This is a genomic window from Bradyrhizobium tropiciagri (assembly GCF_001189845.1).
In the GTDB taxonomy this organism is placed as follows: domain Bacteria; phylum Pseudomonadota; class Alphaproteobacteria; order Rhizobiales; family Xanthobacteraceae; genus Bradyrhizobium; species Bradyrhizobium tropiciagri.
Genome location: NZ_LFLZ01000002.1, coordinates 141,544 through 167,600, shown reverse-complemented (window position 1 = coordinate 167,600; position 26,057 = coordinate 141,544). Strand labels below are relative to the sequence as shown.

Annotated in this window: 26 protein-coding genes; 5 read left to right on the top strand and 21 right to left on the bottom strand. The window is 63.9% G+C overall.

Features of this window, described 5'->3' with window-relative positions; translation table 11 throughout:
• Positions 1-34 precede the first annotated feature (34 nt).
• Positions 35-1,756 carry a metallophosphoesterase family protein gene (locus AKN84_RS02480; protein ID WP_244484896.1) on the top strand — a complete coding sequence of 574 codons (1,722 nt, stop codon included), beginning with the start codon at positions 35-37 and terminating at the stop codon, positions 1,754-1,756.
• Here AKN84_RS02480 and AKN84_RS02475 read toward each other — a convergent pair.
• From AKN84_RS02475 to AKN84_RS02445, 7 genes are all read right to left on the bottom strand, one after another.
• The gene (locus tag AKN84_RS02475) at positions 1,753-2,790 is read right to left on the bottom strand and encodes an AI-2E family transporter (protein ID WP_050419197.1); all 1,038 of its coding nucleotides are present in this window, start codon (positions 2,788-2,790) and stop codon (positions 1,753-1,755) included. The genes AKN84_RS02480 and AKN84_RS02475 overlap by 4 nt on opposite strands.
• Before the next feature lie 58 nt (positions 2,791-2,848).
• Positions 2,849-3,862: an ABC transporter ATP-binding protein gene (locus tag AKN84_RS02470; RefSeq protein ID WP_050419196.1), complete on the bottom strand. Its 1,014-nt coding sequence runs from the start codon at positions 3,860-3,862 to the stop codon at positions 2,849-2,851.
• The gene (locus tag AKN84_RS02465) at positions 3,855-4,835 is read right to left on the bottom strand and encodes an ABC transporter ATP-binding protein (RefSeq protein ID WP_050419195.1); all 981 of its coding nucleotides are present in this window, start codon (positions 4,833-4,835) and stop codon (positions 3,855-3,857) included. Before AKN84_RS02465 ends, AKN84_RS02470 begins: the two co-directional genes overlap by 8 nt.
• Positions 4,832-5,620, bottom strand: coding sequence for an ABC transporter permease (locus AKN84_RS02460; protein WP_430649880.1), 789 nt, complete (start codon positions 5,618-5,620; stop codon positions 4,832-4,834). The genes AKN84_RS02465 and AKN84_RS02460 overlap by 4 nt, the downstream gene beginning before the upstream one ends.
• Positions 5,621-5,720: 100 nt before the next feature.
• A complete protein-coding gene (locus tag AKN84_RS02455) occupies positions 5,721-6,656 on the bottom strand; it encodes an ABC transporter permease (RefSeq protein WP_050419194.1) in 936 nt (311 codons plus the stop codon).
• A 56-nt stretch (positions 6,657-6,712) separates the two neighbouring features.
• Positions 6,713-8,305 (bottom strand): ABC transporter substrate-binding protein, encoded by a 1,593-nt coding sequence (locus tag AKN84_RS02450; protein ID WP_050419193.1) that lies wholly within the window; start codon positions 8,303-8,305, stop codon positions 6,713-6,715.
• Positions 8,306-8,611: 306 nt separating this feature from the next.
• Positions 8,612-9,076 (bottom strand): GNAT family N-acetyltransferase, encoded by a 465-nt coding sequence (locus AKN84_RS02445; protein ID WP_050419192.1) that lies wholly within the window; start codon positions 9,074-9,076, stop codon positions 8,612-8,614.
• Positions 9,077-9,148: 72 nt separating this feature from the next.
• Between AKN84_RS02445 and AKN84_RS02440 the strand changes: the two genes are divergently transcribed.
• The gene (locus AKN84_RS02440) at positions 9,149-9,994 is read left to right on the top strand and encodes an invasion associated locus B family protein (protein WP_244484895.1); all 846 of its coding nucleotides are present in this window, start codon (positions 9,149-9,151) and stop codon (positions 9,992-9,994) included.
• Positions 9,995-10,081: 87 nt separating this feature from the next.
• Here the strand turns inward: AKN84_RS02440 and AKN84_RS02435 are convergent, their stop codons facing one another.
• The 11 genes from AKN84_RS02435 to AKN84_RS02390 all read right to left on the bottom strand — a co-directional run bounded on the left by AKN84_RS02435 (position 10,082) and on the right by AKN84_RS02390 (position 18,244).
• Positions 10,082-11,056, bottom strand: coding sequence for an efflux RND transporter periplasmic adaptor subunit (locus AKN84_RS02435; protein ID WP_128970359.1), 975 nt, complete (start codon positions 11,054-11,056; stop codon positions 10,082-10,084).
• Positions 11,053-11,262 (bottom strand): DUF1656 domain-containing protein, encoded by a 210-nt coding sequence (locus AKN84_RS02430; protein ID WP_050419190.1) that lies wholly within the window; start codon positions 11,260-11,262, stop codon positions 11,053-11,055. The genes AKN84_RS02435 and AKN84_RS02430 overlap by 4 nt, the downstream gene beginning before the upstream one ends.
• A complete protein-coding gene (locus AKN84_RS02425; RefSeq protein ID WP_050419324.1) occupies positions 11,259-13,313 on the bottom strand; it encodes an FUSC family protein in 2,055 nt (684 codons plus the stop codon). Before AKN84_RS02425 ends, AKN84_RS02430 begins: the two co-directional genes overlap by 4 nt.
• 56 nt (positions 13,314-13,369) lie before the next feature.
• Positions 13,370-14,692: an epoxide hydrolase family protein gene (locus AKN84_RS02420; protein ID WP_050419189.1), complete on the bottom strand. Its 1,323-nt coding sequence runs from the start codon at positions 14,690-14,692 to the stop codon at positions 13,370-13,372.
• Positions 14,673-14,858 (bottom strand): hypothetical protein, encoded by a 186-nt coding sequence (locus tag AKN84_RS02415; RefSeq protein WP_050419188.1) that lies wholly within the window; start codon positions 14,856-14,858, stop codon positions 14,673-14,675. The genes AKN84_RS02420 and AKN84_RS02415 overlap by 20 nt, the downstream gene beginning before the upstream one ends.
• Positions 14,855-15,643 carry an ATP-binding protein gene (locus AKN84_RS02410; RefSeq protein ID WP_050419187.1) on the bottom strand — a complete coding sequence of 263 codons (789 nt, stop codon included), beginning with the start codon at positions 15,641-15,643 and terminating at the stop codon, positions 14,855-14,857. Before AKN84_RS02410 ends, AKN84_RS02415 begins: the two co-directional genes overlap by 4 nt.
• A gap of 51 nt (positions 15,644-15,694) precedes the next feature.
• The gene (locus AKN84_RS02405; protein ID WP_128970358.1) at positions 15,695-15,982 is read right to left on the bottom strand and encodes a hypothetical protein; all 288 of its coding nucleotides are present in this window, start codon (positions 15,980-15,982) and stop codon (positions 15,695-15,697) included.
• 81 nt (positions 15,983-16,063) lie between these two features.
• The gene (locus AKN84_RS02400) at positions 16,064-17,065 is read right to left on the bottom strand and encodes a helix-turn-helix domain-containing protein (RefSeq protein ID WP_167351830.1); all 1,002 of its coding nucleotides are present in this window, start codon (positions 17,063-17,065) and stop codon (positions 16,064-16,066) included.
• Between the two features lie 63 nt (positions 17,066-17,128).
• The gene (locus AKN84_RS47160; RefSeq protein ID WP_157863237.1) at positions 17,129-17,266 is read right to left on the bottom strand and encodes a hypothetical protein; all 138 of its coding nucleotides are present in this window, start codon (positions 17,264-17,266) and stop codon (positions 17,129-17,131) included.
• A gap of 131 nt (positions 17,267-17,397) precedes the next feature.
• The gene (locus tag AKN84_RS02395) at positions 17,398-17,871 is read right to left on the bottom strand and encodes a hypothetical protein (RefSeq protein WP_050419185.1); all 474 of its coding nucleotides are present in this window, start codon (positions 17,869-17,871) and stop codon (positions 17,398-17,400) included.
• Between the two features lie 46 nt (positions 17,872-17,917).
• Positions 17,918-18,244 carry a hypothetical protein gene (locus AKN84_RS02390; protein WP_050419184.1) on the bottom strand — a complete coding sequence of 109 codons (327 nt, stop codon included), beginning with the start codon at positions 18,242-18,244 and terminating at the stop codon, positions 17,918-17,920.
• A 111-nt stretch (positions 18,245-18,355) separates the two neighbouring features.
• Here AKN84_RS02390 and AKN84_RS02385 point away from each other — a divergent pair, with 111 nt between their 5' ends.
• A complete protein-coding gene (locus AKN84_RS02385) occupies positions 18,356-19,288 on the top strand; it encodes a LysR family transcriptional regulator (RefSeq protein WP_050419183.1) in 933 nt (310 codons plus the stop codon).
• A 186-nt stretch (positions 19,289-19,474) separates the two neighbouring features.
• On the opposite strand, the gene AKN84_RS02380 is transcribed toward AKN84_RS02385, so the two are convergent.
• Positions 19,475-20,233 (bottom strand): class II aldolase/adducin family protein, encoded by a 759-nt coding sequence (locus tag AKN84_RS02380; RefSeq protein WP_050419182.1) that lies wholly within the window; start codon positions 20,231-20,233, stop codon positions 19,475-19,477.
• A 221-nt stretch (positions 20,234-20,454) separates the two neighbouring features.
• On the opposite strand from AKN84_RS02380, the gene AKN84_RS02375 reads away from it, so the two are divergent.
• Entirely contained in the window at positions 20,455-21,951 is a 1,497-nt protein-coding gene (locus AKN84_RS02375; protein ID WP_050419181.1) for a M81 family metallopeptidase, read from the top strand.
• A complete protein-coding gene (locus AKN84_RS02370) occupies positions 21,948-22,958 on the top strand; it encodes a glutathione S-transferase N-terminal domain-containing protein (RefSeq protein WP_050419180.1) in 1,011 nt (336 codons plus the stop codon). Before AKN84_RS02375 ends, AKN84_RS02370 begins: the two co-directional genes overlap by 4 nt.
• A 39-nt stretch (positions 22,959-22,997) precedes the next feature.
• Here the strand turns inward: AKN84_RS02370 and AKN84_RS02365 are convergent, their stop codons facing one another.
• Both AKN84_RS02365 and AKN84_RS02360 read right to left on the bottom strand, forming a co-directional pair.
• A complete protein-coding gene (locus tag AKN84_RS02365) occupies positions 22,998-23,627 on the bottom strand; it encodes a 2-hydroxychromene-2-carboxylate isomerase (RefSeq protein WP_050419179.1) in 630 nt (209 codons plus the stop codon).
• 503 nt (positions 23,628-24,130) lie between these two features.
• On the bottom strand, positions 24,131-26,053 hold the full coding sequence (locus AKN84_RS02360; protein WP_050419178.1) for a flavin-containing monooxygenase: 1,923 nt from the start codon (positions 26,051-26,053) through the stop codon (positions 24,131-24,133).
• Between the last annotated feature and the right edge of the window lie 4 nt (positions 26,054-26,057).

Below are 26,057 nucleotides of genomic sequence, written 5' to 3'. Positions count from 1 at the left end.
GTGTCAATACGCTGCGCAACGGAGGAACGTCGGCGTGCTGCTTGATCCCCGCGATGGCGACTTTGAGGACAATGCCGCCAGTCCCGAACAGCGTTCGTTGTTCGCGATCGTGGGCAGCCTTCTGGTTGAGATAAGCCCGGCGAAGCTGTTATTCGCCTGGACGGTTTCACTTCTGCTTCCGGGCCTGCTGCTCGGCCTTGCGCCGCTGGTCGCGTCCGCCTGGATCTCGAGCCTTTCGCAACAAGCTCTGGCGTTGTCCGAGGTGGGGGCCGTGCTGGCATTGGTTGTGATCGCGGCGTTAGGGTGGCTCGGCGGGCGACCGCTGTTTCAAATCGCAGAAACAAACTTCTGGTCATTGAATGCGCTCGCGGTGCAACCGAGCTACACCTTCACGCGCGAGGCGCTGAGCCATCTGGCGGAACTGCTCTGGCGAACCGGCGCAACTCCTGCTTCTCGCATAAGGCTGCGCCGCAATTGCTCAATCGGCGCCGGCATGCTGCTCTCTGCAGGTGCGGCATTGATCGCGGTCCTGTCCTGGCCTGCTTCGCAATGGACTGCGACCGTCAATGACCTTGTTCTGATCCATCGTCTTGTGGTGCCGACGTTCGCGAACGCCGTGGTGCTGGTGTCCGGCTATCTTGCGGTCGCATCACTGGCCTGGAGTGTGGCCGACGCCAGCATGGATCAACCGGCCGACCTTGCCGCCTTCGACGCGACGCCGTCCGGAGGCCGCTGTTGGCGCCTTGCGCATTTGTCGGATCTTCACGTGGTCGGCGAGCGATACGGTTTCCGCATCGAAAGCGGGACGGCCGGTCCGCGGGGAAACCAGCGCTTCCATCGCGTGCTGGCTCGCCTCGCCGAAATTCACGCCGTCGATCCACTCGACCATGTGCTGATCAGCGGCGATATGACGGATGCCGGCCGGCCCGGCGAATGGGCGGAGTTTCTCGATGCATTGGCAGGTCATCCCGAGCTTGCAGCACGCATCATCATGCTTCCGGGCAATCATGACGTTAACGTCGTTGATCGCGCCAATCCCGCGCGCCTCGACCTGCCGTTCAGCCCAGGCAAGCGGCTACGGCAGATGCGTACCCTGTCGGCGATTGCGGCCGTCCAGGGCGATCGCGTGCGTGTCATCGACGGTTCCGGCAAACCATCGGCTACGCTGAACCAGGCGCTGGCACCTTACCAAGACCGGATAGTGCAATTTGCGCAGCACGGGGGTGTGCGCCGTGCAGTGGCGGTCCGCGGCTTGTTCGATGACCAATTCCCAATGATCCTGCCGCCGGACCGGGATGGCGGCCTCGGGATCGCCATTCTCAACTCCAACGCAGAAACCCACTTTTCCTTCACCAACGCGCTCGGTCTGGTTTCGCAAGCGCAAACGCGGCGATTGGAGGCTGCAATCCGTGATTTCCCCACGGCATGCTGGATCATCGCGCTGCATCATCACTTGATGGAGTATCCGATGCCGGTCAAGACGTTTGCTGAACGCATCGGGACGGCCCTGATCAACGGCAGTTGGTTTGTACGCAGGTTGCAAAAATTTTCCGATCGCTCGGTCGTGATGCACGGTCACCGACATATCGATTGGATCGGCACATGCGGTGCGTCGAAGATCGTCTCGGCCCCGTCGCCGGTGATGGGGGCGGCCGATGATGCGGCCACCTATTTCTATATCCACAGAATGGTGGTCGGGCCGGACCGGAAGCTCTGCCTCGCCGAGCCCGAGCGGGTGGAAATTGCCGGAAGCTAAGACGTTTCCGGCCTTTCTTCGTGCGTTCCGCCGAACAAATCAGCGATCCATGCGGCCGACGGACTCTCGGCACAGAAGGTCAGAATGGCGAGCGTGATCGGCACGCCGATGAAAGTCCCGAACAGGCCCCAAAGCGAGCTCCAGAAGAAGATCGCAAACAGCACCAGGAACGGCGAGATCGACAACGTCGAGCCGGCCACCCGCGGTTCGATATAGCTGCCAACCACGAACTGGATGACGTTGAGACAGGCGAACACACCAAACACCGCTGGCCAACTCCCGAACTGCGTCATGGCCAGCAGCGTGGGAAACAATGTCGCGATGAAGGGGCCGATGAAAGGAATGTAGTTGAGGACAAAGGCGATGACGCCCCATTCGAACGCGAATGGCAGTCCGGTCACGGCGGCGAACAGGCCGACCAGGAGACCCGTGACCGCGCTCATCTGCGTCCGCACCAGCATGTATTTGCGGAACTTGGCCGCCGTGGCCTTGCTGCCCTTGAGCAAGACGTCCGCGGCTGTGCGATTCTTCAATCGCTGGATTCGTCGACGGGCGTCTTCGACCTCGAGAAGTCCGAGCACGACATAGACCAGCGCGATGAGCCAGAAACTCAACGTGGTGTTGACGCGGCCGGTGACGTATTGGGTGACGCGCAGCAGCCAGCCGACATTGAAATGTTCGGCCCAAAGGCCTGCGAACGAGATGCCGTGGCCGTCCAGCCATATCACCACGGCGTCGTAGAAGGCTTGATATCGCGCCGCATCCGCAATCAAGGAGCGCCCGACACGGCCGAATCCCCACGCCGCGAGCGAGGCGAATGCGATGCAGACAGTGGTCGTAACGACGACGGTGATGGCGAGCGCGAGGAGTTTCGGCAGCCATGACTGCAGCCGCTCCTGAACGGGCCAGACGATCGCAATGATGAACAGGGCGGCGGCAAGCGGGGCCAGCACGCTGCGCGCCTGAGCCACCGCCGCAGTGACCAGTACTGCGGCAATGATGCCGGTCGTGATCTTCAACCCGCCTGTCACCATCCGGCGACCTTAGTGGAAAACGCGCCCCGCAGGCAAATGCGGCGCTCGAGCGCACCATTCAACTTGGAAGCTGACCGGCAATCTCGTCGGCTCGCCAGCACCGCACTGCGTGTCCGTCCGGACGCGTTTCAAGCGAAGGCCCGGGTTCGCGATGACACACCGCTTCGGCGTAACGACAGCGCGGACTGAAGGCGCATCCGTCCGGCGGATCGAGAGGATTGGGAAGCTCGCCCCTTGCGGTCGCTATCGGCGCGCGGCGTAGCGGATCGGGAATCGCGGCGATCAGGGTCTGTGTATAGGGGTGCGCCGGCCGTTCGAAGATGTCGCGCCAGCCGCCCGTCTCCACAATGCGGCCGAGATACATCACCGCGACCCTGTCGCTCATATGCTCGACCACGCCGAGGTCGTGGCTGATCATGATGTAGGAGAGGCCGAGGCTCTCCTTCAATTCCAGCAGCAGGTTGATGATCTGGGCGCGGATCGAGACATCGAGCGCCGATACCGGCTCGTCGCAGATAACGATCTTCGGATTGAGGATCAGCGCGCGGGCGATGCCGATGCGCTGGCGCTGGCCGCCCGAAAATTCATGCGGGTAGCGGCCGGCCTGTTCGGGCCGCAGGCCGACATGCCTGAGCATCTCGGCAACGCGTCCGTCGATCTCGCTCTGGGCTGTCACGCCATGCAGCCGCAGTGGGTCTTCAAGCGTGCGGCGAACGGTCTGGCGTGGATTGAGCGAGGCGTAGGGATCCTGAAACACCATCTGGGCGATACGGGCCAATCGCTTTCGATCGACCGACCGCCGCTCCGTCACCACGTGCCCGTCCAGCACGATCCTGCCCCGCGTCGGCGTCAGCAGCCCAAGCAGCGAAAGGGCGACGGTCGACTTGCCGCAACCGGATTCGCCGACGAGGCCGAGGCACTCACCGCGCTTGAGCTCGAGATCGACGCCGTCGACCGCACGCAGCAGCCGGTGGCCGCTGCCGAACAGGCCGCCGCCAAGCGGAAAATGCACCGCGAGATCCTTCACGCTGAGGATGACGTCGTCGCCAGGCCTCACCGCGGGGTCAAGCATGATGGTGGCACCTGACGAGGCCGCCCGCGCCGAGCCATGTCGTCTCCGGTACGGTGGTCCGGCAGATCTCGGTCGCCTGCGCGCAACGCGGATTGAACCGGCAGCCGCTTGGGAAATCCGAGATCGCAGGTACGACGCCGGCGATTTCCCTGAGCCGCGACCGGCCAAGCGCCGCGCGGCTCCCCAGCCGCGGCAGCGAGTCGACCAGGCCTTGCGTGTAGGGATGCGCGCCGGCGCGGAAGATGTCGTCCGAGCCGCGTTCCTCGACGATGCGGCCGGCATACATCACGCCGACGCGGCGGCAGACGTTGGCGACCAGGCCGAGATCGTGGCTGATCATCAGGATCGCGGTGCCGCGCTCGGCGCACAAATTGCGCATCAGTTCGATGATCTCCGCCTGCACCGTCACGTCGAGCGCAGTGGTTGGCTCGTCGGCGATCAGAAGATCCGGATCGCATGCCAGCGCGATGGCGATCATCACGCGCTGGCGCATGCCGCCCGAGAGCTGGTGCGGATAATCCTTCACCCGCCGCTCCGGCGCGGGGACGCGGACATTCGCCAGCGCCTCGACGGCCAGCTGGTTTGCCTCGCGCCAGCTCTTGCCCTTGTGCAGCACGAACATTTCGGCGATCTGGCGGCCGACCGGCGAGACCGGATTAAGCGCCGTCATCGGCTCCTGGAAGATCATGGCGATCCGGTTGCCGCGCAGCGCGCGTTGCTCGGCCGCGGAAAGTCCCTGGATCTCGCGGCCTTCGAAGCGGATGGCGCCGGCGCCGATCGAGAGCGGCCGGCGCAGCAGGCCGATCAGGGCAAGCGCCGTAATGCTCTTGCCGCAGCCGGACTCGCCGACAAGGCCGAATGTCTCGCCACGATCGATGCGGAATGAAACGCCTTCGACCGCTGCAACATGTTTGGCGCCATCGTCTAGATCGATGCGCAAATCCTCGACTTCGATCAGCGGAGCGGCCGTCATGTGCGCCGGCTCCGCGACTGAGGATCGAGTACGTCGCGCAAGCCGTCGCCGAGCAAATTGAGGCCGAGCACGGTCAGGAATATCGCAAGGCCCGGGAACACCGACAGCCATGGCGCCGTGGTGATCTGGTCGCGCGCCTCCGAAAGCATGCTGCCCCAGCTGGGATAGGGTGGACGGATGCCGAGGCCGAGGAACGACAGCGAGGCTTCGGCCAGCACCGCGCCGCCCATGCCGAGCGTGCCGATGACGATGATGGGACCGATCATGTTCGGCAGCAATTGCGTGATCATGATGCGCAGATCTCCATAGCCGAGCACGCGTGCAGCCTGCACATAGCCCTGGCTCTTGAGCGACAGCGTCGAGGCCCGCGCGATCCGGCAGGTGAAGGACCAGTTGGTCAATCCGAGCGCGATCAGCAGGCTCGTCAGGCCGGGCCCAAGCACCGCCATGATGGCGAGTGCGAAGATCAGCGAAGGGATCGCGAGCATGACATTGGTCAGCCCGTTGACGACATCGTCCCACCAGCCGCCCCAATAGCCCGCGGTCAAGCCCAGCGTCACGCCGATGACGCTGTTGACGAGCTGCGAGACGATGCCGACGGTCAGCGAGATGCGCGCGCCGTGCACGACGCGGGAATAGATATCGCGACCCTGCGCATCGGTGCCGAACCACCAGATCCAGCTCGGCGGTTCCTCCGCATTCACGAGATTGGCGCCCATGACCGGATCGGTATGTGCCAGCCAGGGCGCGAACAGGCCGACGAAGATCGCAAGCACGAACAGCATCCCGCCGATGATCGCGCTGGTGCCAAGATTCATCGCATCCACCCGGCCATGGCGGACTGCATGGTCGATCGTGCACAGGTGTGCTGAACCCGACGGCCCCTCATGCGTATCTGATCCTTGGATCGATCACGCCGTAGAGCAGGTCGACCAGTGTGTTGACGGCGAGGAAGAACAGCACCACCACCAGAATGGTGCCCTGCACGGCAGGAATGTCGCGCTGCAGGACGCTGTCGACCAGCAGCGAGCCGATGCCGGGCCAGGAGAATAGTTTCTCGACGACCACCGCCTGGCCCATCACGACGCCGAATTGCAGGCCGATCGCCGTGAGAATGATGACGAGGGCATTGCGCATCACGTGCCAAGTCACGACCCGGGTCTCGCTCATGCCCTTCGAGCGCGCGGTGCGGACAAAATCCGCGGTCATGATCTCGAGCACCGCGGCACGCGTCGTCCGCGCCAGCAGCGCCATCGGCGAGACGCCGAGCGTCACGGCGGGCAGCAGCAGATATTTGAGCCCGCCATCGCCATAGCCAAAACTCGGCAGCCAGCCGAGCTTCAATGCGAACAGATACATCAGCAATAGCCCGAGCCAGAACTTGGCCATCGAGAGGCCCGATACCGCCAGCACCATCGAGATCGTGTCGACGAGGCTGCCCGGCCTCAGCGCGGCGATGAAGCCGAGCGGTACACCGACCGCAACCGCGAATGCCAGGGCTGCGAAGATCAATTGCAGCGTCGGCCACATCCGTTTGGCGATCATGGTCGTGACCGGCTCGCGGGTCCGGAACGAGGTGCCGAAATCACCGGTCGCGAGCTTGGCGATATACGAGCCGAAGCGCACGTAAACCGGATCATCGAGCCCGAGCTGCTTCTTCATGCGTTCCACGACCTGCGGATCCGTCGGGCCCCGGCCGTCGTCGCCCATGCTCGACACGATGCTGCCCGGGACGACGCTGAACAGCACAAAGATCAGCAGCACCACGGCCAGCACGGTCGGAATGGTTTGCAGGACTCGACGGATCGCGAAGGAGAGCATTGGACGTTTTCCTCACTCCCTCCATTCTCGTGATGGAGGGAGGACGATGGCACCTGTCACTTCGCGGGCGAGGTCTCGTCGACCCAGAGGTCCTCGACATTCTGATGTGTCAGTTCGGTCGCGTCCAACTGAATTCCCTTGAGCCAGGGCTGCACCGCCATGACCGCCTTGTTGTAGTTGAAGAACCAGACCGGCGCTTCCTCACGGAGCTGCGCGTTCGCCTTTTGCAGCAGCTGCACGCGCTTGGCGGCGTCGTCGGTCTGCCCGGCCTCATCGATCAGCTTGTCGAACTCCGCGTTCTTGAAAGTCGTGTAGTTGCAGGCCGATTGCGGCGTCGCCGAATGGAAGCATTTGAGCGCGGCCTGTGGATCCGGGCCGGTCGCCTGGGAATAGATGAAGGCCTGGAAGTCGCCCTTGCGAATGACCTCCGCCAGCACCGCGGTTTCGACCTGCTTCACCTTCACCTTGATGCCGACCTTGTCCAGCATCGGGATCGCGGCCTCGACGATCGGCAGGCCCCAGCTTTCATTCTGACTGGTGGTCCATTCGAATTCGAAGCCCGAGGGATAACCCGCGTCGGCCAGCAATTGCTTCGCCTTCGCGGGATCATACGGGTAGGGCTTCATCGTCTTGTCGTAGGCGGGCGAGGTCAAAGGCAGCCAGCTCGTGGCGCGATAGGCCTTGCCCTTGACCAGCTTGTTGATGATCAGATCGGCATCGATCGCGTAGTTGATGGCCTGGCGAACCCGCTTGTCGGAGAACGGCTTGAAGGCGGGATTCATCCCCATGTAGCGAGTGAAGACCTCGGCGACCTCGACGATGGTGCCCTTGAGGTCGGGGTCGGCCTGATAGGCGACATACTGTGCAGGCCCCAGCACCGAGGTGTCGATCTCCTTGTTGCGGAAGGCGACGTCGCGCGCTGCGGCTTCGCCCATCAGCGAGATGACGAGCTTGTCGGCATATGGCTTGCCGGGCTTGTAGAACCGGTCCCAGCGTTCCAGCACGATACGCGAGCCCGGCACGTGCTCGACGAACTTGAACGGACCGAGACCGATCGGGTTCTGGATGAAGCTCTCCATGGCGCCCTCGTCGGCGGGATAGATCGACGTCAGCGCGGTGAAGAAGTAGAAGGCGGGATCGACCTTTTCGGTCAGCTTCATTTCGAGGGTGAAGTCGTCGATCTTCTTCAGGCCGGAGATCTCCTTGGCCTGGCCCTTCTCGACCTCGGCCGCGCCCTCGATGATGCGGACGAAGCGTGCGCCGGGATAGGCCTTGGTACCGTCCATGATGCGATTGTAGGACCAGATGATGTCGTCCGCCGTCATCTTGCGGCCGTTGTGGAAATAGGCGTCGTCGCGCAGCCTGAAGGTATGAACGAGACCTCCGCCCGAGACGGCGACCTCCTTGGCAAGTTCCAGAACCGGCTTGCCCTCGGTGGAGTCCCAGATGTAGAGCGAGCGGTGCAGGGCCTTGGCGTAGATCTCGTCCTGGGCGCGTGGTGTCGTGTGGATGTCCATGCTAGTGAAGCTGGAGCCGTACGGCGCCGTCATGCGAATGGTCCCGCCCTTGCGCGGTGTCTGGGCGGCCGCCGCCGTGGCGGCGAGTGCGAGCCCCAGGCTGGCCGCGATCGCAATCAACTTGAACTTCATGTTTCCCCCAACGATGCAGGAACATTCCGATCAGCGAGTTGACCATCGGCGGCACGTGAAGCGCAAGGTCCTCATGTCGTGTCGATGGCGACCGGCGCCAAATAATTGTGCGGCCTCGATGCGAGGAGCGGGATCACGGAAGCGCAGCGTGTGGCGTGCATCTGCGATGCGGTGGCGTCGACCGCAGTGCAACTTTTACTTGTATGTAAGCGATTGCGATTGAACGGATTTCGGGTTCCGTCCTGAATCCGCCAAGGATGGGCTCGAAGGAGGCTGCTATCGGTCGAGCGAAGCGCAACCCGCCACCTACAGCAGTCCCCGATAGATGCCTGGCGCGGAGCCTTCGATGGCCACGGCACCGACGGCCTTCGCATAGAAGTCTGCCGGGCCGACGCCACCGATGATGGCGTAGCCGAAGCCCTGGTGTTTCATGTCCTCGAGACAGGCGAACAGCAGCGCCTTGCCGATACCGCCCTGCTGGGCCTTCGGCGCGACACCGGTCGGACCGAAGAAGTTGCGACAGGCCGCGTCATGGCAGGCAAAGCCGACAATCTTCTTGTGCTGGATCGCGATGAAGCAGGAGACCGGTTCGCGGCTGAACGCGACCTCGGTTTCGCTGGCCCATGCCTCGCTGAAGGTCTCCCGTACCCAGGCTGTAACCTTGTGCTTTTCGGGGGCGAGCGCGCGGCGCATCACAATTCCGGCCTGCTGCAATCGATCGTAGGCGGGCCGGGAATCGGGCAGGGCATAGAGCTTGACGAGCATGTCCATCCGGCGAGCTTAGTTGAAAACGCGCCTCGCGGGCAAATCGCGCTGGATGGGCATGACTGCGCTCCACCCATCATGCGTCATTTCCGCCGCTGCCTGTTCGAGGCCCTGACTTCACGCGCAATTGCCCAAAAATACCCGCTGCAGAATGCAACAATCGCAACAATCACGCTGGCGGCGATAATCTCTTGCATGTCGGCGGTTCTCCAAGTAGATGTGCTTTGTCTATGTGGGAATTTTACCCACGTAAGGCAAAATCGGCTTCGAGGCGTGATGAGACGGGGTGAATGCATGGTGAGGGTCAGCGCAGCAGACAGACGTCTTCGGGTAATCGTCGCTCTCGCCATCATGGCCGGCGTCGGCTCGGCGCAGGCCGCCCGGACGCCCGATATGTCGGACGCTAGCGGAGGGACCGTCTCCGTTCCGATCGACACGCGGAGCCGGACATCTGCGATGGATGGCGCGGGGCCCCCCGTGCAGCTCCCCAAGGGCGCGTCCGCGATCAGCGAGACCTACGGAGACTGGATCGTCAAATGTCAGCTCGACGGCCGCGCGAGGCTGTGCACCCTCAGTCGGACCCAGACCTCCAAGGAGACCAACCAGCAAGTCTTCGCCATCGAACTGCTACCCAGAAACGGAAAGACCGAAGGCAATATCTTGATGCCGTTCGGGCTGAAGCTTGACAGCGGGGCGGTCGTCAAGCTCGGCAAGGATCTGGAGCAGACCCGCTTCTCCACATGTCCCGCGCAAGGCTGTCTGCTTCCGATATCCTTTCCCAGCGCCGTGACCGACACGATGAGCAAGGCCAAGACGCTGACCGTTGCGGCGCAGAACATCAACACCGCGCAGCCGGTCGTCTTCAACGTCCCGCTCAACGGCTTTGCCGCGGCGCTGGAGCGTACCATTCAACTCGGAAGCTGACCGGCGCGTTCGCGCTGTGATCCCACCCTGCTAGTCCACAAGGCGGGATCAGAATCAGACGACGCCGGCTATCGCGCGATTGGGGCGTCAGCCACACTGCGGCCGGGCTCGGAACGCGGCCTGCACCGCCCGGCACACGCTTGGGTGTGAACCGTCGCGAGCCTCCCCGGTTCCGCTCGGGCCGCCGTGCGCCGGCAATCCGAGCACCTCGACGGTCGCGGTGGCGCCGGCAACGAGCTCGCTTCGCATGGCGGGATCGAGCGCGATGCGGACGGGAACGCGTTGCGCCAGCCGCACCCAGTTGAAGGTCGGATTGACGTTGGCAAGCAGTGTTGAGCCGGAGCTGCGATCGCGATCTTCGATGCCGGCCGCGATGCTTTCCACGGTTCCGCGCAACGTGTGGTCCGCGCCGAGCAAACGAACACTGACGGGGTCGCCGAGATGGATGCGCGGCAGCTTGGTCTCCTCGAAATAGCCCTCGACGCGCAGCGTGTCGGAATCGAGCAGCGCCATGACGCCCTTGCCGGTGGTGAGATAGGTCCCCGGCCGCAGATCCACGTTGGTGACGACGCCACTGATGGAGGCACGAACCTCGCTGCGCTCGAGATTGAGCCTGGCCAGATTGAGGTCCGCGACGGCCTGGTCATAGGCAGCCTGCGCCTCGCCCTGGGCCGCGATCACCTGATCCAGCCGCTGCTTGGAGACGACCACGTCGGGCGTCAGCGCGCTGTAGCGCTTCAGGTCCGCGTTGGCCTCGTCGAGCTGGGCGCCCTTGCCGAGCAGCACCGCCTCCGCCTGCTTCAGCGCGATTTCGTAGCGCGCCCGGTCGATCCGGAACAGCACGTCGCCGCGCCGGACCGGCTGGTTGTCCTTGACGAGCACGTCGGTGACGAAGCCGGAGACATCGGGCGCAACCGGAACGACGTCAGCCCTGACATGGCCGTCGCGGGTCCAAGGTTCGTTCATGTAGTAGTCCCAGAGCTTGTAACCGGCCCAGACCGCGACCAGAACCACGAGTGTGGTGAGGGAGACGCGGCGCAGCGCGTTGAGAACGGATTTCATGAGACCAACTCCCTGGAGATAAAGCTGAGGCCAGCGACGAGACAGACGTAGAGCGCGAAATTGAACAGCGCGCCGTGCCAGACGTGGCGATAAAGGCCAGCCCGCGCCAACACCCTGGCGGCTACGCGCGTGAGGATGTAGGCGACGACACCCCACAGCAGGAAACTGGGAACGATCACGCCAAACAGATCAAGTTCGTATCTCATGCGGCTATGCTCCCTTGTGCTGATAGGCGCGGCTGGTAGGACCCGGCGGCAGGAAACAGGCCGGCGCGAATTCCGGAAAGGCCGATCAGCGCGTCACTGCGGTTCTTGCTCGCGGGCTCTCGCAACGTCGACGCAATCGCGTCGTCAAGCCGGCCGATCAGCTCATCCGGCAGCCGCCCGGCGGTATGGGTCCGCGCAGCCGATGCAAGACGGTTGAACAGCGCGTCGATGCCGGCCATGGCAGCGTGTGACAGGCCGAGGCTCGCGTGCCTGACATCGATGATGTTCAGCGCCGTTCGAAGCTGCAGAAGATTGGCGGCGTCGCTCCGCGCCGCTGCTGGAACCACGGTGATGCGCGCGGCAAGCAGAGCCAGGCGATGCTGCATGAGACTGCCGATGGCGGCGCGATCCTGCGGCGAGCTGCGCCCGGCGACCGCAGCGAGCGTGCGCCAGTTGCTCCGCACCAGGCGGTTTGCGATCCAGGCCGCGCCCAGCGTGCGGACGATCCCGCAGGTCGTGGCCGTGAGTGCGACACCCACCATGAGGGATATGCTGGAATTGGCGAAGGCGCCGAAGTCCGCCGAGTAGGATGATTGCAGCGCGAGCTGCACCGATGTGAAGATGGCAAGCCAAGAGCCGGTGGATCCGGTCGCCGGCCGTGCCGTCATCCAGCCGAACAGTAGGAACGTCGGCGCGAGGGCGACGACCAGCATCTCGAACGTCGTGACGCGCGGCAAAATGCCGAACGTGTAAATTCCGGTGACCACGATGACGACGAGGATGACGCCGAAGAACTTGCGGAATGCCGGCAGCGGATCGTCCTGGCCGGCCAGAAACGACCCGACAAGTGCGGCGAACAACGCAGCAGATGCACCATCGGTCCAGCCGGTGGCGATCCAGAACGCGCAGCAGGCGACAACCGAGAGTGCTGTCGCCGCGGCAGCCCACGACGCGAGCCCGTGGTCGCGGTGCCGGGCACCGGGCTCCGGGCCATCAAGCGTCAGGGCAAGCGCAAGCGAGCTCGGGTCGCGGCCGTCGGCAGTTGCCTCGCGCAACAGGCGGCAATCCCGCATGATGTCGATGAGATTGCGCAGCCGAACGGCGAGGCCGACCGCGGATATCTCGGTCCAGCTCGCATTTGTGGCAAGCTGCGGCTGGACTTCATCGAGTATTGCGCGCAATCGGTCAGCGTCCTGTCCGTCCTGATCGCCGTTCGCAAGCCAGCTTGCAATCCGCAGGCTGACATCGGCGATCGCTGGCGGCACACCGCCGTGAGAGATGAGCGCGTTCTTCCGGGCCTCGATTGATGCGAGCAGAGGGTGCAACAGCAGCATCCGTTGCCGGAGCAGTTCCAGGCCTCGTACCGTATTCGCCGATGTCACGGTTTCGAAGCCGAGATGCCGGCTCAGCTGGTCGATCTCGGCGGCGGCAGCGGCAAGCCGCATGCGTTCGCCATCGTGCTCCTGATCGCTGCTGTGGCCGGTGAGGACGTCCACGGTGAGCTGGCGCATGTTGGCGAGCCAGGCCTCCGCGCGGGCGGCGATTGTGTCGGCGACAGTGCGCGGCAGCACGATCCTTGATGCGATGCTCGCGCAAGCGATGCCGAGCAGGATTTCCTGCACGCGGGTAGAGACGATGTCGAACGTCGATTCGGGCGTCGAAAGGATCGGGAAGCCGAGCAGGGCGACAGTGTAGCCGGACAGCAGGAACACGTAGCTGCGCGGGGTGCCGTCGATCAGCGAAAAATACAGGAAAACGCCGGCCCACAGCGCCATGGCAAGGCTGAGCAGCTCGGGTGCGTTGACGAGATTCGGGATCAGCACGATCGTTCCGGTGGCTCCGATCAGCGTTCCCAGCACGCGATACACCGCCTTCGACGACGTCGCCCCCGTCAGCTCGTTGGAGGTGATGTAGACCGACGCCATCGCCCAGTAGGGGCGCGGCATATCGAGCAGGAGCGCGATCGAAAGGGCCACCATGGCTGCCGCAAACGTCCGCACCGCGAAGACGGAAGCGGAATGTCGCGACAGGAATGAGGAAGGCTGGTTCATCACAAGGCCGGAAGGAATGGCGGCGCGCATCTTCGTGCGCACCGCCGGCAGCATGACTAGGCGTTGCGAAGCGCGCGGAACGCCGTACGCATTTCGGCGACAAAGAGCTCGGGCTGCTCCCACGCCGCGAAGTGCCCGCCCTTGTCGAGCTTGTTGTAGTGGATCAGCTTCGGATAGGCCTGCTCCGCCCAGCTCCGGGGCGCCGTGTAGATTTCGTCGGGGAACGCGCTTACGGCGACCGGGATCTTGACGCCGCGCACGTCGAAGAAGCCGCCCGTCGACACCTGATGGGTGTCCCAATAGAGCCGCGCCGAGGAGATCGCGGTATTGGTCAGCCAGTACAGCGAGATGTTGTCGAGCACATCCTCGCGCGACAGCCCTTCCGTCTTGCCGTCGAAGACGCGGGCGATCATATCCTGGCTGCGCGCATCGTGATCGAGCATCCAGCCGGCGAGGCCGATCGGCGAATCGACCAGCCCGTAGAGGGTCTGCGGGCGATTGGACATCTCGTTGGCGTAGCCGAGCCCGTTGTCGTAGAAGAAGCGCAGCTGATCCCAGGCACGGCGCTCGTCGGCCGCAAGAATGACCGGCGGCGCCAGATTGAACGCGAGGGCCCTCGAAATGTCGGCCGGAACGGTGGCCGCCATATTGGTGTGGATGCCGAGCAGCTCGACCGGCTCTTGCAGCGCCAGCGTCTCCGAGACGGCGTTGCCCCAATCGCCACCCTGCGCCACGAACTGCTTGTAGCCGAGGCGGCGCATCAGGGTGGTCCAGGCCCGCGCGATACGAACCGGAGTCCAGCCGGGTGCGGTCGGCTTTCCGGAGAAGCCGTGACCCGGCAGCGACGGAATCACGAGATCGAACGCATCCGCGGCGGTCCCGCCATGCGCCGTCGGGTTGGTCAGCGGATCAATGATCTTGATCTGCTCGATGATCGAGCCAGGCCAGCCGTGCGTCACGATCATCGGCAGTGCGTTCGGATGCCTGGAGCGAACGTGAATGAAGTGAATGTCGAGCCCGTCGATCTCGGTGATGAACTGCGGCAGGCTGTTGAGCCGCGCCTCGATCTTTCTCCAGCTGTAGCCGTCCTGCCAGTATTGGGCGAGCTGCTGCACGGTCTTGAGCTGCACGCCTTGGGATGGATCGGTGACGGTCTCCCTGTCGGGCCATCGCGTCGCGGCGACACGCCGGCGCAGGTCGACCAGCTGCTCTTCCGGCACGTCGATGCGGAAGGGACGGACGGCTTCGCTGGCAGCCGCGGTGCGGATTCCCGCCGGAAGCACGGTTGCCGCGCCGACGGCGGCGATCCCGATCGCGGCGGTGCCCAGCAGCCGGCGGCGACGCAGGTCAATGATTTCGTCAGTTGTGCTCGTGATCATGGCTCTCTCCTGGTCCATTGTTGGCTTCGATTGAGATGAGAAATCGCGTGAAGGCACTGGCGACGCGCGTTGAGCGTCCGATGGGTTCCGGCCGCAGGGTTGCCAGGAACATCGCAAAGCCGAGCGCGCCGGTCGCGAGCAGGGCGAGGCTGAGAACGCCCTTCATGTCGGCTCCAGTGCAGCTTCCGTCGTGGCGGGGACATCGCTGCGCAGGCCGTCCGGCACGGCAACAGTAGGCGCGCGCGCCGGCCGCGGCCGCACACGCGGCGGCGCTGTCTGACGCGCGTTACGCAGGCGCCGCGACGCGACGATCCGGTTGGCGCGATGCTCGCGTGCGCGGAGCGGAAACACGACGAGGAACGACGAGAATTGCGGGCCGAAGCCGTACTCGATCCGGCCGCCGAGGCTGTGGGCCAGATCGCTGACCATCTGGAGACCGCGCCCCGGCCGCAAGCGCTCCGAGCGCGAACCATTGTCCGCGACGATGCAATTGACGATGGTCCCGGCGAGCGAGAGCTTGATCTTGATCGCACCATCCCGGCTTTCGAAATGCGCGTGCCGTGCAGCATTTGTCACCAGCTCATGGACGGCCAGAGCGAGGCGCCAGCAGCGTTCTGCTTCGAGCGGCAGGCTGTCGGCGCTCAGCGCGAGACGAATCCCGATCGGCTCCAGCGACGATCGGCTCAGGCCGAGCGCAAGCTTGCGGACGGATTCGGCGGCGTCGATCAGTCCGTCGCGATCCGGCATCGCCAGCACGCGATGGACGCCGGCATGCTGCTCGAGCAGTTCGATGACGCCGGCAAGCGCGACCTTGACCGCAGGGTTATCTGTGCGCAGCACGGCGGCAGAGACCGCATCGATCGACGAGACGAGGTCGCTGTGGACGCGGTGCGTGAGCGCACGCAGCAGCGTCTGGACATCGAACTCGTGAGCAGGTGCAACGGTGGGCATGCGGGCCTCCTGGCATTCGCTGGACCGGGCGGGTTTCCGGCTTGGCTCGAATTATGGAGAGTCGGGTCCTCTGAGGCTTTGCCCGGATTGCTGCGATGTTGTCATCGCTTGCTGTCGACGCCGGATGGCGAACGCTACTGTTGCCTTGCGAAGCGCGCCGGTCTGCTGCAGCCGGTGGGCCATGAGCGACACCAAGCCAAAGGCTGGTCCGAGCAGGGTTGCGAGCGTTTGAAGGTCGGTCAGGTTCATGACGTTGGTCTCTCTTGCTGATCGACAAGCGAATTCGGTGGCGCGTCCGCTCTCCCGCGGATGCGCGCCTCGTTGCTTGCTGCCGATCAAGATATCGATCCGTGCGGCCAATCGCTTTGCGTCGAATGCCGTCGTCTTGTCATTCGTTGCTGAAGGTCGCGACCTTCAGCATCACGCGAGGATCGGAATCGCGTCCCGGATATCGGCCAGCGACATCGCCGGCTGCGGCAATCCGGACCCGCGGCGATACTGGCCCGGCGCCATGCCGGCTGCCTGCTTGAATGCGCGGGTGAAATTGGCCTGGTTGGAGAAGCCGAGCGTAAGCGCAATATCGACCAGCGGCCGGTCGCCCTGGATCAGCAGGGCCTTCGCGCGCTCGAGGCGCCGCGCGGCGACGTAACGGTGAGGAGGATGGCCGACGGCCTGCCGAAAGGCGCGGGCGAAGTGAAATCGGCTGAGATACGCAATCGACGCGATGCGATCGAGCGAGAGATCGCCTTCCAGATTTGCTTCGATGTAGTCCAGCACACGGGAGAGCCGGCGCCGATCAAGGCCTCCGCTTGCAGAAACGGCGGCCGGCCGCGCAGCCGGACTGCTCGTGTACTTTTGAATAAGCCGTATCGCCATGCTGCTCGCCAGCGACTCGACCAGCAGCCTGCCGGCGGAAGTTTCGCTCTGCAGCTCTGATGCGATGGCGCGTGCCATTTCGCCCAGCAGCGGATCTTCGAAGGCGCTGTCGTATCGCAGCGCGCCGAGCGCCGAAGCATCGACCTCGACGCCAAGCTTGCCCGGGGAGAACTGGCTCGGATCAAGATAGATATGTGCGATCCCCGGCAGATCGCCGCCGATATCGAGTGAACCTTCCTTCCATCCCGCAGGGGTGAGCCAGATCGTGTCGCGTCGGGTGATGGTCCGATCCGAAACTCCGGTGGCCCGCCGGGTGACGGGCGATCCGTTGCCGTGAACATCGACACAGATTTCGGTGTCGGATTGCGTACCCCGCCAGGGGATCTCGCTCTTGCCATGCGCCCGCAGCTCGGCCGACAGGCCCGACCAGCCTCGATCGATCGAGGACAGTATCAGTCTTGTCGGGCCGCGGCCCTGCCAGAAGTCGCAGTAGGGCTGCGGTTCTTGTCGTCTCTCGGCGGTGGGATGCGCGCTGTGCGTGGACATGGAGCAGTCCTGGTGACGTCGATGGGTGTCTCCCGGCGCGCGTGACGCGCGTCCGCGTGTCGGTCAGTCGCGCCTCGAGGCCGGCCTTGTCGCGCTGCGCACCTCGGCCTTGGGTTGGAAGAAGAGGCCAGGTAGCGCGGAGACCAGTCCGAACGTCATCCCGAGGAATGCCAGGAACGTATCGAGATAGTTCACGTCCATCTCAGTTGCCTCCATCTACATTGCATCGGCTTTCTCCGGTGCAATTCGTTCAATGAGCTAGATATGATCCGATACAAAAAGCGGTACAATAGAAACATTGATCTCGGTGCAATACTCCGATTGCTCTGCCTCTAGGCGGCAATCCCGCCCCGCCGAAGCGCATCTGCATGTCGCTGCTCGATGGCTTTGACGGAGTTTTCGAACGCCTTCACCAGCACGCCTTTGCCGATGGTTCGAAGTACGAGACCGAGGACCCATCCCTTCAGGTTCTTGCCGTCGCGCACCACGATCACGTCGATGTCGGTGGTGCCGTCGGGCCGGCGCGTGAAGTTGTAGGTGTGGCCCGACGCGCCGCCCCACACATTGGAGTCGATCGTCGTCAGGACGACGTGATCGGGGTCGGACCAATCGTAGTACAAGCGCTCCCAGATGCCGCTCGAGCCTTCCGTCACGTCGGCGTCGGAGGGGCCGCGATCATGCACCTTGAGATAGGCATCGGCGCTGTTGCCAAAGACTTTGGAGCGGCCCGGGCCGAAGTCGGTGAGACCGGCTACGTATTGCTCGGGCGTCAGGCTCGTCGTTCGATGAAGGCGGATCGTGGACATCTGGGATTCCTGCACAAGTGACGGAAACACGGCGCCGGTGTCGGAACTAATTGGAGGCTGGGCCTGACGTGCGGATGGTCAGGCCGTCGCCGCTTCGGCTGATCTCCAATGCATCTGCCTGGTTCGGCGTCGAGAGCAGGGCGCGCTGACCGGGTGCCAGCACCGATACGAAGCGGATTGGCGCTCCGGCCGCGCCCTCTGCGAGCGTGGTTACGACGCGATACCCGTCGGGCTCGACGGTGTAGTAGACGACGCCGGACAGGTCGCCGACATGAACGCTTCGGCCCTCGATCGGCCTGAGCGTGCTTGCGTGCGCGGCTCCCAGCGAGGCCAGGCTGAAGGCGGCGGCAAGAATTGTGCTGCGGATCGACATGGGATCCTCCGTAGGCTTGGGGTGGATTTGGGCGGCGGGCGGTCGCCCGTCGCTCCCTTGTCGGAGGAGATGGTCAGGCTATGATCATCGATCAAACAGATAGGATCGATAATGGCCATCGATATTGCTAATTTAGGTCGTATCGACTTGAATCTGCTGGTTCATCTCGATGCGCTGCTGACCGAACGGAGCGTGACCAGGGCGGCGGCTTGCGTCGGGATCGGCCAATCCGCGATGAGCCACAACCTTGCCCGCTTGCGTGAGCTGTTCGATGACGAGCTTCTGACGCGTGGGGCCGACGGCATGCGTCTCACGCCTCGTGCAGCAACCCTGCGCGAGCCGGTGCGGAGCGCGCTTGCGCAGGTCGAGGCGGTGGTGCTGCGCGATCAGGCGTTCGATCCCGCCACGGCGGTACGGACGTTCAGGTTCGGACTGTCAGACAGTATGGAAATCCTGATCATGCCGGCTTTGCTGGCGCGCATGCGCGCGATCGCACCTGGCGTTCACTTCCGGCTTTACAATGTTGACTCGTCCCGGCTGCTCGATGACCTCGACGCCGACGAGCTGGATCTCGCCGTCGCTCATGGGCCGCTCCCGCAGGGACAATTCCATCACAAGCGGCGCACGCTGTTGACCGAGCGCTTCCTGTGCATGTTCAATGCCGAGAAGACTGGTATCACGCCTCCGATCTCGCTTGAGGACTACGTAAGGCTTCCGCATGTGCTGACCAGCCTGCGGCCTGCCCGCAGCGTGCGCGGCATCGTTGACGAAGCGCTCGACCAGCTCGGCCTGCAGCGCACGGTTGCGCTGACCACGCCGCGTTTCCTCACCGTCCCGCATCTGGTGGCGCAGGCGCCCGTCATCGTCACCATGGGATCACGGCTGGCCACGCGCTTCTCGGCCGAGCTCGGGCTCAGCCTCAGCCCGCCGCCGGTGGAGCTGAACGAGATGCCGGCGACGTTGCTGTGGCACGCCTCCTACGATCACGATCCGGCCCATGCCTGGTTGCGAAACCAGGTGGTCCAGCTCGCAGCGGAGCTTTGAGCCGGCGCGATGGCCTACGACAAAGCCGCGCCACACACTCGCTGTCGTCCCTGCGATCGCAGGGACCCATAACCACGAATCGTTATTGTTGAGCGGCGTCGGAACGACGAGTCCCGTTCGCAACGCTCGCCGCGGCGTATGGGTCCCTGCTTTCGCAAGGACGACACCGGTGTTGGGGGTGGCGCCTCAATCCCGATACGACGGATCCGCCCGGTCGAGCTTGCGCAGCAGCGCCGGCCAGGCGAGCTCGCCGTTGCGCGCGGCGCGGCCGGGCTTGGGCAGCATCCGCTCATAGGTGTCTTCGAGGATGTTTTGCGGCGGATAGACCAGCTTGGTGTTGCAGGACAGCGCCATCACCTGGGTCTGGCAAGCGCGCTCGAGCCGGAACAGTACGTTGAAGGCGGCGGGCACGGTGCGGCCGACCACCAAGAGGCCGTGGTTGCGCAGGATCATCGCTTCGTTGTCGCCGAGGTCGCGGACCAGCCGCTCGCGTTCGTCGACATTGTCGGCGATGCCTTCGAAGTCGTGATAGGCGATGTGCAGGAAGCGCATCGAGGTCTGCGCCAGCGGCAGCAGACCACATTCCATCGCCGAGACCGCCATGCCGGCCGGAGTGTGGGTATGCGCGACGCAGTCCATGTCGTGCTTGGCCATGTGGATGGCGCTGTGAATGACGAAGCCGGCGACGTTGACGTCATAGTCGGTTGCGTTGAGCAGTGTGTTGCCTTCGACGTCGACCTTGATCAGGCTGGAGGCGTCGATCTCCTCATACAGCATGCCGTAGGCGTTGATCAGGAACTGGTCGGTGGTGCCGGGCACGCGGCAGGAGATGTGGTTCGCGATCATCTCGGTCATGCCGTACATCGCGGTGAGACGATAGCAGGCGGCCAGATCGACGCGGGCCTGCCACTCCTCGGCGCTCACCTGCTCGCGAACGGATTTCACGACCTAGATCGCGGGCGAGCTGACGGGGGGATTCATGGCGTTCTCTCCTTGAGATGTCTGCGAGGCCGGGGCCCGATTGTTGGCCAAACATAGCAGAATCCGCGCGGCGGCAAACCGTGACGCGTCGGCTTATTTGCAGGTCTGGCGGGCAAAAACCGAATGCGGATTGGCGCGCGGCGCCTTCGATGCCACTATGCGGAAAACAGCCGAGGCGCGTCAAAATGAGCGATCGCAAGATACGTATCGCCGTCCTGCATTTCTCCCACGAAACCGTCTCGTTCCTGCCGAACGAGACCACCCTCGACGACTTCATCTATCCGGGCTCGCCGGCCAAGGGCGAGGCGCTGCTGCAGTTCGATCCCAAGAACTACATGGGCGGCTTCGTACAAGTTGCGCGCGAGTTCTCCGAAGTCGAACTGGTCGGCATCGAATCCCCGCTCTGGCCGAAGACCTACACCGGATCGGGCTGGATCACGCGGGAGGCCTATCGCACCTTCACCGGCAAGATGATCGCCGGGCTGAAGGAGGAGGGGCCGTTCGACGGCGTCTATCTGTGCCTGCATGGCGCCATGGCGGTGCGCGACGTGCCGCGGCCGGAGGCCGATCTGGCCCGACAGGTGCGTGAGGTGGTCGGCCGTTCCGCCTTCATCGCCGCGACCTTCGACCCGCATGGCAATGAGGACGAGGCGTTCCTCGAACAGGCGGACATGGCGTTCGCCGTGAAATATTTCCCGCATTATGATGCGCATCTGCAGGGCGAGCGCGCGGCGCGCATGCTGGTGCGGGCGATCCGCGGCGACTACAAGCCGGTGCACAGGACGATCAAGGTTCCGGTGATCTCACCCACGGTGCTGCAATGGACCGGGGCGCGGCCCTGGATGGATCTTGTGCAGCGCGCGCTGGTGTGGGAGGCCCGCGAGGTCGACGTCTACGTCAATATCTTCTTCGGTTTCCCGTTCGCCGATGTTCCCGATGTTGGCATGACCGTGCAGGTGCTGACCAACGACAACCCGAAGCTCGCCGAGCAAATCGCGCGCGATCTCGCGGGCACGATCTGGCGGCTGCGCGAGGCGCTGCTGCAATCGACGAAACTCCAAAGCATCACCGAAGGCGTCGCGTTGGCGAAGCAGGCCGTCGCTGACGGCAGCACGCCGGTGGTGCTGGCCGATCACAGCGACCGCTCGGGATCGGCGACCTGGCTGCTGCGCGAGATCATCGCGCAGGACCTCGCCAACACCGTGATCGCGACCATCGCCGATGCCAGGGCGACCGCAAGCCTGAAGGCGGCCGGCGCCAAGGCCGGCGATGCTTTCGACATGGAGATCGGCGGTCGTGCCGACGAGTCGGCGGGCGATCCGGTTCGTATTCAAGGCACGATATCGGCTGCTGGCGAGGGCTACGGCCAGTTCTGGGTCTGCGTGCGCTTCGGTCGCAACAATGTGCTGATCCTCTCCACCTATCTGGTGCAGATCATGGAGCCGTTTTCGCTGAAAGCGCTGGTGCCTGACATCGGCGCGTTCGAGGTGATGGCGATCAAGTCGCGGGTGCATTTCCGGCGCGGCTTCGACGACAATGGCTTTGCCAAGACGATCCTGCTGGTCGAACCGGAGCAGCCGTTCCTCGGCACGACGCGTCTTGACAAGTTGCCTTACCGGAACGTCGACCTGACGCGGTTCTATCCCTACGGCAATCCGGCGTTTTCGGAGGCATCGTCATGACCGGGGACCGCTATCGCCTGATCGGTTCGACCGCGTCGCCCTATGCGATCAAGCTGCGCGCACTGATGCGCTACCGGCGGATCCCGCACGACTGGGTGATCATGAGCAAGGCGCTGCGCGCGGCAACCGCGCATCTGAAGCCGATGCTGATCCCGGTGCTGCAATATCCCGACGGCAGCTATCGCGGCGAGACCACGACGCTCGCCTATGATCTGGAAGCGCGCCACCAGGGGCGCTCGGTGATCCCCGAGGACAAGGCGGTCGCATTCGTCTGCGATCTGCTCGAGGACCTCGCCGATGAATGGGCGGTGAAGCCGTTGTTTCTCTATCGCTGGTGGGATCCGGAAGACCAGGTCTACGTCTCGCGCTGGGCGGGTGAGGAATGGGCGACGTCGGAAGCCGAAGCCGGCAGCCGTGAGGAGATCGAGGAGTTCCGGCAGCGGCAGATCTCGCGCATGGTCATTCTCGGTGCGACGGATGAGAACCGGCCGCTGCTCGAGGAGAGCTATCGGCGGACGCTGGCAGCATTCGAGCCGCATGTCGGCATGACGAACTATCTGTTCGGCAGCCGCCCGTCGCTAGCGGACTTTGCCTGGTTCGGACAACTCAGCGAGATGGCGACCGACCCGACCCCGATGCGGATCATGCGCGAGCGCGCGCCGTTCACCGATCACTGGGTGCGGCGGCTCGACGACGCATCCGGTGTCGAGGGCGCCTGGTATCCGCGCGAGCAGGCGCTTGGCGGGTTCGCTGAAGCATTGCTGCGGATCGCGGGCGAACTCTATCTGCCGTTCCTCGCCGCCAATGCGGATGCATTCGCGAAGGGCCTTGAACGCCTCGAGATCAAGGTCTGGGGACTGCCTTACGCGCTGGCGCCGTTCAAATATCAGGTCAAGTGCCTGCAGCAGTTGCGCGAGAAGTTCACCGCGCTTGGTGCCGGCGATCGCATTGCGTTGAAGCCGGTGCTGGAGCGCACCGGATGCTGGGCCATCCTGGATGGAGGCTGATCGTCCGGGGAGGGCAAGCAGGTTCAAAACGGCGTGAGCTTAGGTTCGATGTCTGCTCCCGAGTGCGAGCGCGATCGATTGCGGATTTCTGATCCGTTCGATCAGCAGGTCGATGCGGTCGCCGCCCCAGAACAGTTCGCCGTTGAACACCATGCTGGGAACGCCGAACACGCCCAGCGCTTCGGCCTCGTCGATGATGCGATCGTGCTCGGCGCGGGCAGGGCCGTTGACATAAGCCTCGAACGCATCGGCAGAGCCGCCGATCGCGGAAATCACGCCGGCAATCTCCGACAACTCGTCGATCTCCAGCTCGTGGTTCCAGAACCTCCGGAATACCATGTCATGATAGGGCCGGAACAGTCCATGGCGCTGCGCGAACAGCATCCCGGCGCTCGAGTAGAAGGCATCGTAGATCCGGCGCGGGCCCTTCATGGTCAGTCCTTGCGCGTTGGCGAACCGCCGCGCATCCATGTAGGAGTAGCGCACCTTGCGCCAGAAATGCGGCGTGCGCCCTTCGACCGTGCCCATGAACTCGGGAATGCGCAGCGTGTAGGGCAGCCATTCCAGTTCGACGCCACAGCTTTCCTCGAGCTCAAACAGCCGCTTGTTGGCGACATAGGCGTAGGGAGACTTGTAGTCGGTGTAGATCCTGACCTTCGGCTTTTCCATCAGCGTTCCTCATCCCGTCAGGACAATTGTTCCCGATCCGGTGCGATCGCGCAATGCGGCGTGATGAAGGGGAGACGGCGCAAACGAATGGGCCCCGGTGCATTCAAGCATCGCGGGGCCCTGCTACTTCGTTTTAGCGAAGGATCTCTGGTATAGACCAGTGGTGTTTCGGGATCCAAAAGCGCTTGGCCTTTGCGCTCTCGTCCTGCGGATATGTTCAGATTGTCGGCAGCGCACGCGGCTAGCAGCTGCTATCGCCTTAACGTGCACCGAGACCTTGCCGCTGAGCAAGGTCGCTGGCTTGCGCCGGTGGCGTCATGCTCCTCTCCAAGGGTGGGCCGACGGACCTCTGTCCGCTTCTGCTGCCTGGCGGCCGATCCCATAATCGTCCGTCAATTCCTGCGACGCGAGGAGCAGGCGCTCCAGCACCCCAACAGGTGCAGCCTTCGAAATGCTGCGGCAGTTATGGCCTGCTGTCAAGTTAACGAACAAGGGAATTCAGGTCAGGAATCCTGTCGCGACTTGGTCTTTCGATACTGCGTGAAGTCGGGATCGTGCGTCATCTTCCAGTAGTCGACGAACCGCCACGGCATTGCAGAGAACACGCGGCCGCGACTGTTGCGGTAGTAGGTCGTCATGCCCGGATGCGTCCAGATCAATTGCTCGTGCTCGGCATCGACGTTGCGGATGTATTCGTCATGCGCATCGGGATCGACGTCGATCGCAGCGATGTCGTTCTCGATCATCTCGACCAGGCAGGCGGAGATGTAGCGGCTCTGGCATTCCGATTGGAAGATCACGCTGCCGCCATGCGCCGGTCCCGAGTTGGGCCCGAGCATCAGAAAGAGGTTGGGGAAGTCAGGCACGGTGAGACCGAGATAGGCGGTCGGATTGTCGTGTTCCCACGCCTGCTTCAGGTTCTTGCCCTCGCGCCCGGTGATGTTGAGACGCGCCGCCATCTCGGAGACCTTGAAGCCGGTCGAGATCACGATGACATCGTGCTGCCGCGATGTGCCGTCGGCCGTGACGATGCCGTCCGCTGCGAAATGATCGATCTTGTCGGTGACCAGCTCGACATTCGGCTTGGTCAGCGTCTTGAACCAGTTGTTGTCGAGCAGGATGCGCTTGCCGTAGGGCGGATAGGTCGGCATGCACTTCTCGATCAAATCGGGGCGATCCTTCAGCTCGGAGAGGATGAAGTCGGCCAGCTCCTGGCGGTGCCGGTCGTTGCCCTTGTTGACGGCGCGGTCGGGATGCGGCCAGGCCGGATCCTTGCGCAGGAACGGCAACAGGCCGTCACCGTAACGCCAGAACATGTTGAAGCGATACCACTGCACGTAGAACGGCAGATGCGCCAGCAGCCACTGGGCGCCCTCGGTGATCGGATCGGAATATCCCTTCACCGGCCGCGCCCACTGCGCGGTGCGCTGGTAGACGGTGACCGAGGCGACGCGGTCGGCGATCGACGGCACCAGCTGCATCGCAGTCGCGCCGGTACCGATCACGGCGACATGCTTGCCGTCGAGCTTGATGTCGTCGGACCATAGCGCCGAATGGACCTTCAGGCCCTTAAAGTCCTCGTCGCCGTTGAAGCGGGCAGGCAAGGGATCGTTGAGTTGCCCGATCGCGCTGACCAGCGCGGTGGATTCGAAAGTCTCTTCGCCGCTTGCGGTCCTGAGCGTCGAGATCCAGCGGCGCTTGGCTTCGTCCCAGTGCGAGGCGACGAGCTCGGTCGAGAGGCGGACGTGTCTGCGGATGTCGTGTTCGCGCACGACCTTGAGCAGATAATCCAGCAACTCCCGTCGCTGTGCGAAATAGCGGGTCCACGGATTGCGGGCACCGAAGGAGAACGAATAGGAGTGGTTCGGCGTATCGACGCCGCAGCCGGGATAGCGGTTGACGTACCAGGTGCCGCCGATCTCATCCTGCCTCTCGACGATCGTGTAGGGAATGCCGAGCCGCCCGAGCGCAACGCCGAGCGCAATCGCGCAGACCCCGGCGCCGACGATCAGCACATGCTGCTGCGCCAGCTTCTCGCCGGACGGGCGCTCGCGCCAGTGGGCATCGCGGGGAACGAAGCCCATCTCTTCCCGCATCAGCGGGGCGTATTCCGGCGCGACATTCTCGCCGAGCGTCGCGCGCATCATCCGCAGCATCAGCTCATTGCCGGGATCAGTGATGACGGGCTTCGGCGTTCCGTTCGCGAACAGGTTCAGGACCGCCGCGCGGATCTCGTCCTGGATCTCCTTCGGCACGCCGGCATCAGGATCGGGGATCAGGCGGACGTCGCGCTTCGGCTTGTAGGGTGGCTCGAGCCACTTCTCGTCGCCGGTCATGTGCACCAGCACCATCAGCAGCACGCGGATGTCGCCCTCGGCAATGGCGGAGGACAGGTTGAGGTGTTGGCGCGGAAGCTCGATATTCATGCGT

Bases quoted from the DNA above. Each gene is read 5' to 3' on its own strand.
- AKN84_RS02475 (WP_050419197.1), bottom strand. From the start codon at position 2,790: ATGGTGACAGGCGGGTTGAAGATCACGACCGGCATCATTGCCGCAGTA.
- AKN84_RS02470 (WP_050419196.1), bottom strand. From the start codon at position 3,862: ATGCTTGACCCCGCGGTGAGGCCTGGCGACGACGTCATCCTCAGCGTG.
- AKN84_RS02465 (WP_050419195.1), bottom strand. From the start codon at position 4,835: ATGACGGCCGCTCCGCTGATCGAAGTCGAGGATTTGCGCATCGATCTA.
- AKN84_RS02460 (WP_430649880.1), bottom strand. From the start codon at position 5,620: ATGCTGTTCGTGCTTGCGATCTTCGTCGGCCTGTTCGCGCCCTGGCTG.
- AKN84_RS02455 (WP_050419194.1), bottom strand. From the start codon at position 6,656: ATGCTCTCCTTCGCGATCCGTCGAGTCCTGCAAACCATTCCGACCGTG.
- AKN84_RS02450 (WP_050419193.1), bottom strand. From the start codon at position 8,305: ATGAAGTTCAAGTTGATTGCGATCGCGGCCAGCCTGGGGCTCGCACTC.
- AKN84_RS02445 (WP_050419192.1), bottom strand. From the start codon at position 9,076: ATGGACATGCTCGTCAAGCTCTATGCCCTGCCCGATTCCCGGCCCGCC.
- AKN84_RS02440 (WP_244484895.1), top strand. From the start codon at position 9,149: ATGCGTCATTTCCGCCGCTGCCTGTTCGAGGCCCTGACTTCACGCGCA.
- AKN84_RS02435 (WP_128970359.1), bottom strand. From the start codon at position 11,056: ATGAAATCCGTTCTCAACGCGCTGCGCCGCGTCTCCCTCACCACACTC.
- AKN84_RS02430 (WP_050419190.1), bottom strand. From the start codon at position 11,262: ATGAGATACGAACTTGATCTGTTTGGCGTGATCGTTCCCAGTTTCCTG.
- AKN84_RS02425 (WP_050419324.1), bottom strand. From the start codon at position 13,313: ATGAACCAGCCTTCCTCATTCCTGTCGCGACATTCCGCTTCCGTCTTC.
- AKN84_RS02420 (WP_050419189.1), bottom strand. From the start codon at position 14,692: ATGATCACGAGCACAACTGACGAAATCATTGACCTGCGTCGCCGCCGG.
- AKN84_RS02415 (WP_050419188.1), bottom strand. From the start codon at position 14,858: ATGAAGGGCGTTCTCAGCCTCGCCCTGCTCGCGACCGGCGCGCTCGGC.
- AKN84_RS02410 (WP_050419187.1), bottom strand. From the start codon at position 15,643: ATGCCCACCGTTGCACCTGCTCACGAGTTCGATGTCCAGACGCTGCTG.
- AKN84_RS02400 (WP_167351830.1), bottom strand. From the start codon at position 17,065: ATGTCCACGCACAGCGCGCATCCCACCGCCGAGAGACGACAAGAACCG.
- AKN84_RS47160 (WP_157863237.1), bottom strand. From the start codon at position 17,266: ATGGACGTGAACTATCTCGATACGTTCCTGGCATTCCTCGGGATGACG.
- AKN84_RS02395 (WP_050419185.1), bottom strand. From the start codon at position 17,871: ATGTCCACGATCCGCCTTCATCGAACGACGAGCCTGACGCCCGAGCAA.
- AKN84_RS02390 (WP_050419184.1), bottom strand. From the start codon at position 18,244: ATGTCGATCCGCAGCACAATTCTTGCCGCCGCCTTCAGCCTGGCCTCG.
- AKN84_RS02385 (WP_050419183.1), top strand. From the start codon at position 18,356: ATGGCCATCGATATTGCTAATTTAGGTCGTATCGACTTGAATCTGCTG.
- AKN84_RS02375 (WP_050419181.1), top strand. From the start codon at position 20,455: ATGAGCGATCGCAAGATACGTATCGCCGTCCTGCATTTCTCCCACGAA.
- AKN84_RS02370 (WP_050419180.1), top strand. From the start codon at position 21,948: ATGACCGGGGACCGCTATCGCCTGATCGGTTCGACCGCGTCGCCCTAT.
- AKN84_RS02365 (WP_050419179.1), bottom strand. From the start codon at position 23,627: ATGGAAAAGCCGAAGGTCAGGATCTACACCGACTACAAGTCTCCCTAC.
- AKN84_RS02360 (WP_050419178.1), bottom strand. From the start codon at position 26,053: ATGAATATCGAGCTTCCGCGCCAACACCTCAACCTGTCCTCCGCCATT.